10 protein-coding genes are annotated in these 7,974 nt (G+C 68.2%); 2 read left to right on the forward strand and 8 right to left on the reverse strand.

The annotated features are described in order from the left end of the window. Positions 1-31 precede the first annotated feature (31 nt). Together D7X12_RS36285 and D7X12_RS36290 are read right to left on the reverse strand one after the other, a co-directional pair. Positions 32-952, reverse strand: coding sequence for a diacylglycerol kinase catalytic domain-containing protein (locus D7X12_RS36285; RefSeq protein ID WP_120629785.1), 921 nt, complete (start codon positions 950-952; stop codon positions 32-34). Between the two features lie 50 nt (positions 953-1,002). Next, the gene (locus tag D7X12_RS36290; protein WP_120629786.1) at positions 1,003-2,052 is read right to left on the reverse strand and encodes an SPFH domain-containing protein; all 1,050 of its coding nucleotides are present in this window, start codon (positions 2,050-2,052) and stop codon (positions 1,003-1,005) included. A gap of 148 nt (positions 2,053-2,200) precedes the next feature. Between D7X12_RS36290 and D7X12_RS36295 the strand changes: the two genes are divergently transcribed. Further along, positions 2,201-3,601, forward strand: a complete 1,401-nt coding sequence (locus tag D7X12_RS36295) for a GspE/PulE/PilB domain-containing protein (RefSeq protein ID WP_120629787.1) — start codon at positions 2,201-2,203, stop codon at positions 3,599-3,601. A gap of 28 nt (positions 3,602-3,629) precedes the next feature. After that, positions 3,630-4,487, forward strand: coding sequence for a class I SAM-dependent methyltransferase (locus D7X12_RS36300; RefSeq protein WP_120629788.1), 858 nt, complete (start codon positions 3,630-3,632; stop codon positions 4,485-4,487). Here D7X12_RS36300 and D7X12_RS36305 read toward each other — a convergent pair. From D7X12_RS36305 to D7X12_RS36325, 6 genes are read right to left on the reverse strand one after another with little or no spacing between them, the layout of a single operon-like run. Continuing rightward, a complete protein-coding gene (locus D7X12_RS36305) occupies positions 4,484-4,996 on the reverse strand; it encodes an Imm21 family immunity protein (protein ID WP_120629789.1) in 513 nt (170 codons plus the stop codon). The two genes, D7X12_RS36300 and D7X12_RS36305, sit on opposite strands and share 4 nt — an antisense overlap. Further along, entirely contained in the window at positions 4,993-5,466 is a 474-nt protein-coding gene (locus D7X12_RS36310) for a hypothetical protein (protein ID WP_147443900.1), read from the reverse strand. Before D7X12_RS36310 ends, D7X12_RS36305 begins: the two co-directional genes overlap by 4 nt. Positions 5,467-5,480: 14 nt before the next feature. Next, entirely contained in the window at positions 5,481-5,762 is a 282-nt protein-coding gene (locus D7X12_RS36315) for a hypothetical protein (RefSeq protein WP_120629793.1), read from the reverse strand. Then, positions 5,752-6,183: a hypothetical protein gene (locus tag D7X12_RS42635; protein ID WP_147443901.1), complete on the reverse strand. Its 432-nt coding sequence runs from the start codon at positions 6,181-6,183 to the stop codon at positions 5,752-5,754. The genes D7X12_RS36315 and D7X12_RS42635 overlap by 11 nt, the downstream gene beginning before the upstream one ends. A 21-nt stretch (positions 6,184-6,204) precedes the next feature. Then, complete coding sequence (locus D7X12_RS45420; protein WP_120629791.1) at positions 6,205-6,540, reverse strand: immunity 53 family protein; 336 nt, start codon at positions 6,538-6,540, stop codon at positions 6,205-6,207. Beyond that, positions 6,537-7,727: an ATPase, T2SS/T4P/T4SS family gene (locus D7X12_RS36325; RefSeq protein ID WP_147443902.1), complete on the reverse strand. Its 1,191-nt coding sequence runs from the start codon at positions 7,725-7,727 to the stop codon at positions 6,537-6,539. Before D7X12_RS36325 ends, D7X12_RS45420 begins: the two co-directional genes overlap by 4 nt. Positions 7,728-7,974 lie beyond the last annotated feature (247 nt).

Below are 7,974 nucleotides of genomic sequence, written 5' to 3' on the forward strand. Positions count from 1 at the left end.
CCTGATGCGGCGGGTGGGCGTCGGGTGCACTTCAGGGCACGACCAGCCGGGCCCGCTGCTCGGACGGCCGGATGCGCGCGGTGGCGCCCGCACCGAAGGTGAGGAAGTCCTCCTCCATGCCGTCGCTGAAGATGACGCCGCCCTGGGGCATCCGCGATTCGAGCACCAGTTCATCCTGCTCGGTGACGAAGCCGCCCACGAGGTCCGCGCGGGAGTGGCGGCTGACGAAGGGCTCGCGCACCACGAAGGCCAGGCGCGCCTCCTCCCACCCCAGCTGCCACGGCTGTCCCGGCACCCCACCCGTCTGCTGCGTGAGGGCGCGCGCCAGGGCGAACACGGAGGACAGCCACCCGCTGGAGCCCGCGCCGGTGGACACCAGCACGCCGCTGGACGACTGCGCCTCCTCCCTGCCGCCGAAGCGCAGCTGGTAGCGGGCGGAGACGTGGGTGCGCGCGCCGATGAACAGGTCGTTGAAGGCGAGCAGCCGCTGGCCGTCGCCCAGCCGCGCCTCGGCGAGCTGCACGTGGCGGAAGTTCCCCTTGCCCTCCAGCACGCGCAGCACCGCGCCCCGGGCCTTCGCGGGGAGGAAGGGCAGGAGCACGCCGTCGAAGCGCTCGGGGTCCGGGTTGACGCCCACGAGCGGCTGGGCGCCCACGTACTTGGCCACGTTGGCGACGAGCCCGTCCTGCCCCACCGCCACCACCAGCTCCTTGCCGGTGAAGAGGAAGGTGGGCACGAGCGAGCGGTCCACCTGCTGCACCGGCAGCCCCACGTCCAGCTGCGCGCGCAGGGCGTCCACCGCGCGGCGGTAGGTGTCGTCCTCCTCCTCGAAGCCCGTGAAGTCCTGGCCGGCGCGCTCCACGTAGAACTTCGCCTGCTTCTTCGTGTTGAAGCGCACCACCAGCTCCGACAGGCGCGTCTTGCGCGTGACGAGCACCACCTTCTCGAACATGACGTGCCTCTCCCCGGTTCCGGGGTCCGGTGCTTCAGGGACTCAGGGGTTCAGCGGTCGTTGAGGGGGTGCACGTCCACGCGCGGGGGCTTGGGCTTGCGGCCGCCGCCGGTGGGAGTGGGGTTCGGCTCCGGGTCGTTGCGCGGGCCGGTGTTCGACAGGAGCGAGCGCAGCAGGTCCGGAGACACGTTGAGCTCGCCAATGCGCTCGGCGTTCTCGCCCATCTCGCGGAAGGCCAGGGCGATGTTGAGCGCGGGGTCGCCGCCGTTCGCGGACGTGGCCATCAGCGTCTTCCAGTCCATGTTCCTCACGGGCGCGAGCGTCTTCTCCAGGGTGTACGCGCGCGCGTCCGCGGACTGGCGCTCGTTCTGGACCCACCTGTCCATGAGGGCCGAGCGCTGCTCCTCCACCGCGATGTCCGCGGACATCTTCGCCTCGCGAATCTGGCGCTGGCGCTCCTCCACCACCAGCTCCGTGGCCAGCTCGCTCTCCTTGATGCGGCGCTCCTGCTCCACGGCCGCGTTGCGGCGGGCGTAGATGGCCTCATCCGCTTCCCGCTGGAGTCCTTCGCGCGCGGCGGCCTCCAGGGCGCGCGCCATCTCCGGGGTGGGCTGGATGGAGAGGACGGAGAAGGCCATCACCTGCACGCCCAGCGCCTTCACGGCTTCCGTGTCCGCGAGCGCGGCCAGCACCTTGGACTCCAGCGCGTCCGAGTGCACCAGCACGTCGCGCAGGCCCAGCGACTGCACCACCGCGCGGGCCCGCACCTGCGCGGCCTGCACCAGCCGGTCCGCGAGCTTCTCCGGGTCCTCCGAGCAGTAGCGCCCCGACTGCGTCACCGAGTAGTCCAGCAGCCCCGCCAGCTTGCGCGGCTCCTCGACGCGGTAGGTGAGCTGCCCCTGCAGCGTCACGGGCTGGAAGTCGCGGGTGACTTCGTTGAACGCGAACGGCACGTCCGCGCTCGACAGCGGCACCGACACCAGCGTCGTCGCCGGCTTCCAGTAGATGAAGGCCAGGCCCGCTCCCTCGCGGACCACCTTCCCGTCCCGGAACTGCATCACGTACGTGGTCGGCGTCGACTTCATGTATCCGAAGAACATCGGTGCTCCCCCTCACTGCGTCCTGTTCGTGTATTTCTGACACTACCTTAGTGTCACTTGAACACCTTTGCAACACGGAATGTGGAAAGGGGGTTCACCGCTCGGATGCGGGTGGACGTGCGGACGCGGGCGGCCTTGAATCAGGGGCATGACGCGCAAACTCGGGGAGCAGTTGGTCCTGGACGGGGTGTTGACGCCGGAGCTGTTGTCCCGGGCGCTCGCGCGACAGCAGGAGACGGGTCAGAAGCTGGGCGAGTGCCTGGTGCGGCTGGGGGTGGATGAGACGCCGGTGTTGCGGCTGCTCGCGCAGGAGTTGAAGACGCGCTTCGTGTCCACGGAGAAGCTGGCGCAGGCGAAGGTGGACGCGGCGCTGGTGGAGCGGGTGCCGGTGCGGCTGGCGGAGGGCTTCGACTTCATGCCGCTGCGGCTGGCGCAGGACGTGCTGTACGTGGCCATCTCCGAGCCGCAGCGTCAGCGGGCGCTGGAGGAGATCGCGAAGACGGTGGGCGTGGCGCAGGTGTTGCCGTTCGTGGCGCTGCGCAGGTCCATCCGGGCCGCCATCCGCAAGCACTACTACGCGGATCCGCACGCCTTCGAGCACCCGCCGGAGGACCACCTGTGTCCGCACTGCGGGGCGGCGAGCAAGCCGGGGGACTTCCAGTGCGCGCGCTGTGAGTTGCTGCTCGTGCGGAGCGTGGAGGACCTGCCGCCCCGGGACAACGTGTCGCTGGTGCGGGCGCTGCTGACGCAGCCGGAGCAGACGGGGGCGCGAGGGACGCCCCGGCCTCCGCGGCAGGAGGAGACGCGGGTGGTGTCGTTCCAGGCGAAGGTGCGGCCCGGGGGACCGCCGGTGCGGCCGGTGATTGTCGGGGGCCTGGACATCGCTCGCATGAACCTCAGTCCGTTCGAGGCGTATGTGCTGTCGCTGGTGGACGGGCGGACCTCACTGTCCGAGATGGCGCTCATCACGCAGGTCACGGAGGTGGAGCTGCGCGCGCTGTTCGAGTCGCTGTCGGAGCGTGGGGTGACGAAGCTGGTGGGCACGCTGGCCTCCGAAGAGGCGGAGGCCCGGGGTGAGGTCGCGGCGGTTCCGGCGCAGGAAGTGCGGGCCGCTCCGGCACCGGCGGCTCCGACCGCGCAGGCCGTTCGGGGAGCGGCACGGCCCCAGGCGCCCCTGCCGTCCGTGACGTTGAGCGCGGCGCTGACGGCACGTCCGCCCGCGGTCCCGGCACCGGCGCCCAGGGACCAGGACACCCGCGAGGAGGTGCTCCAGCGCGTCGTCCGGCTGGAGCGCGCGGGGAAGCTGGCGGAGGCGCTGGACCTGTTGGAGCGAAGCATCGCGCTACTGCCGCAGCCCGCGCCGCTCTACAACCGCATGGGGATGATCGTCCTGAACCACCAGCGCGATTACACCCGCGCCTCTGCGTTCTTCCAGAAGGCCGCGGACCTGGAGCCGGAGAACAGCGTCTACACGATGAATCTGTACTCCGTGCTGTGCCTCACCGCCGAGGCCACGAACGCGGGACAGAAGAAGAAGTCCAAGCGCTGACCGCTTCGCTCCGGCAGGCTCCTCGTCCATGTCCTCCCGCTCCAGCGCTGAGTCGTACCTGCTCGACTTCCATGGTCGCCTCGCGGGGGTGACCTCGCGCTGGTTCGCGGAGGCGCCCGTGCAACGTGGTGGAGAGGTTCTTCCCTCCACCTACGCGCTGCTGGCGGAGACCGTGCCTCGGAATGCGCGGCCACGGGTCGTGCTCGATCTTGCGTGTGGCGACGGGTATCTGCTGGAACTGCTCGCGAAGCGGCAGCAGGCAGGGCTTTCGTTGCTGGGCCTCGACATGAGTGAGCACGAGCTCATGGCGGCCCAGGCGCGACTGCGGGGCGCGGCCACGCTGCATCACGCGCGGGCCCAGTCACTTCCCTTCGAGGATGCCAGTGTTGACGCCGTGCTGAGCCACCTGGCGCTCATGTTGATGGATGACGTGGAGACCGTCCTCGCGGAGATCCGGCGCGTGCTGAAGCCCGGGGGGACGGTGTCCGTGGTCGTCGGCGGAGACCTCGTGCGGGGTGAAGCGTTCGAGGTGTTTCTGGGACTCCTGAAGCCCCTGCTGGCCGCGGAGGCCCAGCCGCCGATGAAGCTGGGCGATCCGCGTGTCCGCTCGGAAGAGGGGCTGAAGGAGCTCTTCCGCGCTGGGTTCAGGGACGTCGCGGTGCATCCCCTCGTGGTCCAGAGCGATGGGGAGCCTCGCTTGATTTGGGATTCCGTCCGCACGACGTATGACGCGGACCGCCTGTCTCCGTCGTCACAGGCTTCGCTCGAAGCCGCGTTCCTCCAAGCCGTGGAGCCGCTGCGACGTGCGGATGGCATCGTGCCCTGCAGGTGGGGAATGCGGCAGTTGACGGCGACGCTGCGTCCTGCCGACCAAAACCGCAGCTAGAAGCAGTGGAGGATCAAGCCAACCTCGGCTGCATCGTCCCGGACAACATCGGTGCGAATGAGCCTGGGCCCTGCAGGGGGCTTGAATTCCAACAGGCCCGCCGTCAGTCCATCGGCGCCGCCATCGAAGAGGGCGTAGGGCTCGTCCCGCACGTCCACCTTCAGGGTCTCGGTGGGCGCGAGCCCGTCGAACCTGGCTTCAAGCGCGACCTTGAGCAGGCGCCTCTCGTCCGGAGCATGCATCCAGCGAAGGAGGCACGGACCGTCCGGTCGAAAGAGCACCGCTGTGCGCAACGGCTCATCGCCTAGCACCAGCACGTCTCCCCAAGGACGGGCCAGCGAACCCAGGGAGTCCTCGACGGCACATGCCTCGCGATAGTCCTCACCTCTGACGCCCTTCCAGGCAGCCCGTACCGAGAGCGGCATCATCACGAGAGGGCCGCCCGCCGACTCAATCCAATCACTGCGAACGCGTGACATCTCTGCTCCGTGGAACCGGTTGGCGTTCATGCCGACAGTTGTCGGAGCTGCTGGAGCAACTCCCGAAGCACACTCCCCTCCCAGCCTCCCGCAGTGTCGAATTGCTCCAGGATGCGCTCAAGGTCCCCGAGTTCACGCCACTCCCGGACCTGCGAACGGTGCAGGTGCGTGTAGTTGAAGCGATGTGCGGGGGAGGTCACGTCATCCGTGAGCCGGGGCACCATCAGGTAGTCGTCCGGATCCAGCACTTCGCTTCCGCACACGGCGCACTTCCGCCGTCCAGGCCCCGTCTTGCGGTTGAGTTCCTCGAGGGCGGCCTCCACCTGAACTCGCAGCGGATGCGCTTCGAAGCACGTGCGGTGCATCGAGGCGTCATTGAACGGGAGGAGCGCGTCCGCGTCGTTCCAGACGAAGGCAGGAAGCACCACCGCGGGAACTCCCGCCTCGATGACCTGGCCACAGATAGAGCAGGGCGTGGAGCCCTGGAGCAAGAGACCCATGACGACCTCGTCCGTCAGAATGCGATCTGATCCGATATCGCCCGGAGCATCGCAGCCACTCTGTCGAGGTCCACCACAGAAGCCCGTTCGGGCGCTTCAAGCAGCTTCTCCAGTTCCGCTGCATCGTCGTGCAGCGAGCCCACCACCACCTCGGGCTGCCCGGTCATGTCCACCCACTCGGGGCTGGGCACATTCCAGTAGTAATCCCGCTTCTCCAGATCGACCTGGACCACCCCCCCTGAACGGGCGTGTTCGAAGAGGAGCGCGAGGCTTCTTTCCAATTGCTCAAGGGTCACGGGGCTCCGAATCAGAAGGACTCCGCCGACAGACGAACCCCTCCTCTGTTGGAACACAGGCCGTTGCTCCGAGTTCCTCGAAGATGTCCCGCAGGGTTGCCGTCAGCTTGCCCCCGAAGACCTCGATCTCGGACCACGGGGGCTCATGTGCGAACTCATTGTGGTGCTCGTCCACATCACCAGCGATCCTGGCACACATGGTTTCAGGAGATTCTCCTTCGACAGCGGCGAATGATGTGACGCCCACCGCGAGAGGATCGGCTGCGGCATCCACCATTCCGTCTTCCCAAACTCTTTGGATGCCTGGAGTGTTATCGCGCGATTCAACGACCCAGACGTGAAAGACTCGAGCCAAGTCAGCAACCCGGTCTCCGAAGTTCTGATCAACTACGATCCCAACCTTGTGCAGCGGCGTTTGCATTTGTCCGTCATCCCCTCGGCCTTACGACGGTCCTTCTCGACCTCGGTCATCGACGATCGAAAAGAACACCCGGAGAATCTCGTCCAGGTTTCGTGGACCGCCGTAACCGATGAACTGGGACCTGGTGACTTCCGTCTGCACCCAGTCTCGTTCAGCACGTTCCACAAGCTGACGCGGCAGCTCCAGATCGCTCCAGCGCGTCTCCAACAGATCAATCGTAACCATCCACCCTGGGTTATCGAGTGTATCTATCTTGACGCCGAAGGAGTGCTCCCAGTCGCCGTTGCATTCAGCAACGTACCAATCCTGTAGGCGATGAAGCAGATCCAATCCATCTGACGACCGATGCGAGGTCATGGCAGTTCGTCCGGGTTCGCAGGGCGGACGCCCACGTGTGGCGTGGGGACCCCGGCTCCCGCCGGAGGAGCCCACGGCACGAGCTGCTGCGCGGTGCCGTCTTCCGTGGGCTTCGTCTCGTGGAGCGTCATCCCGAACGTGCCCGTCGTCGCATCTCGCGTGTGGTGCACGGTGAGCGGCAGCAAGGGCAGGCCTGGCATCGCTTCCGTCAGCCAGGCGTAGCCGTCCTCGGGCGTCTTCGCCTCCACGACGCAGACCGTGCCGTGGCCCGTGAGCGCTCCGTTGCACAGGTTCCGCAGGTCCTCCAGCGTGCGCACCTCGTCCGCGAAGAGCAGATCCGGGTCCTGCCTCAGGAACGACCGCACCGCCTGCGCCAGGGTCAACTCCTTCCCCACCCGCACCATGCCGATGGTGCCCACTGCACCCCCCTTCGGCTCCTCCACCGCCGCCAACGCGTTCACGTTGTCGGGCAGCGCGTCCATCAGGGCCCGCAGGGTCGTGCTGCGGCCCGTTCCGGATGCTCCCGTGAGCAGCACCAACTGGCCGTTGAACAGCGCCTTGTCCAACTCCCGGAAGTACCTCTCCAGGAACGCACTCGCGTCCGCGGCGAGCGGCAGGCTCGCGATGCTCGGGAACGCCTTGCGCGTCTCGCGGCTCCTTGCCTGCGCCGTGGTCCAGGTGCCCAGGTCGTCGTCCCGGAAGCTCACCCGGAACACAAGGTCCGGATCCGCCGCGCCTGCTGGGAACGACACGCTGCCGCGCCCCGGCCACTTCGGATCCGCGCCCCGCTTCGCATGCGCCGACAACGCCTGCCCCAATGGCCCATACAACGCGTACGCCAGCGGCTGCCGCACCGGCACCCGCTCCCCGCCGAGCAACCCCACCCGGTCCGGCGCGTCCTCCGCGATGAAGTAGAACGTGATGCCCGCGTTGATCCACGTCCCGGGCTCCGAACCCTCCACTTCACCGCCGTCCTCGGCGGGGTCCTCCGCCGCCCACACGGAGAACAGCGCCGCGCCCGTGCCCGCCGCGACGGCGAAGAGGGCCTCCGCCAGGGCCTCGGGCGTCTTCGGCGCCGCGGGCACCTCCGACGGCGTCCGGCCCGCCTCCCCCAACTGCTCCAGCAGGCTGGCGAACACACCTTCCGGCGTGGAGGGAGGCGCTGGCTTCGGGCTCGCGTTCGTCATGGGACGGGGACGATGGCATGCCCCGCCCCGGCTGCAAGCCTGCCTTATGGGCGAGCAAGAAAGCTCCGTGATGGGGGATCCCCTCCAGCAGGCGCTTGGGTAACATCGCTTGATGTTCAGGCGTCTCACCAACGCGCTGCGACGGCTGTGGCGGAGGCCCACCGAGAGCAGCCCTCCAGACCGGAAGGAACCGCCTGTCGGCAGCGAGCCCACCGTCGGTCCCCGCCGCTCCCGCGCCCTGTCTCTT

The organism is Corallococcus sicarius, assembly GCF_003611735.1.
Classification (GTDB): domain Bacteria; phylum Myxococcota; class Myxococcia; order Myxococcales; family Myxococcaceae; genus Corallococcus; species Corallococcus sicarius.

Coding starts and splice junctions, on each gene's coding strand:
- D7X12_RS36310 (WP_147443900.1), bottom strand. CDS start 5,466: ATGGGTCTCTTGCTCCAGGGCTCCACGCCCTGCTCTATCTGTGGCCAG.
- D7X12_RS36290 (WP_120629786.1), bottom strand. CDS start 2,052: ATGTTCTTCGGATACATGAAGTCGACGCCGACCACGTACGTGATGCAG.
- D7X12_RS45420 (WP_120629791.1), bottom strand. CDS start 6,540: ATGACCTCGCATCGGTCGTCAGATGGATTGGATCTGCTTCATCGCCTA.
- D7X12_RS42635 (WP_147443901.1), bottom strand. CDS start 6,183: ATGCAAACGCCGCTGCACAAGGTTGGGATCGTAGTTGATCAGAACTTC.
- D7X12_RS36325 (WP_147443902.1), bottom strand. CDS start 7,727: ATGACGAACGCGAGCCCGAAGCCAGCGCCTCCCTCCACGCCGGAAGGT.
- D7X12_RS36285 (WP_120629785.1), bottom strand. CDS start 952: ATGTTCGAGAAGGTGGTGCTCGTCACGCGCAAGACGCGCCTGTCGGAG.
- D7X12_RS36295 (WP_120629787.1), top strand. CDS start 2,201: ATGACGCGCAAACTCGGGGAGCAGTTGGTCCTGGACGGGGTGTTGACG.
- D7X12_RS36305 (WP_120629789.1), bottom strand. CDS start 4,996: ATGAACGCCAACCGGTTCCACGGAGCAGAGATGTCACGCGTTCGCAGT.
- D7X12_RS36300 (WP_120629788.1), top strand. CDS start 3,630: ATGTCCTCCCGCTCCAGCGCTGAGTCGTACCTGCTCGACTTCCATGGT.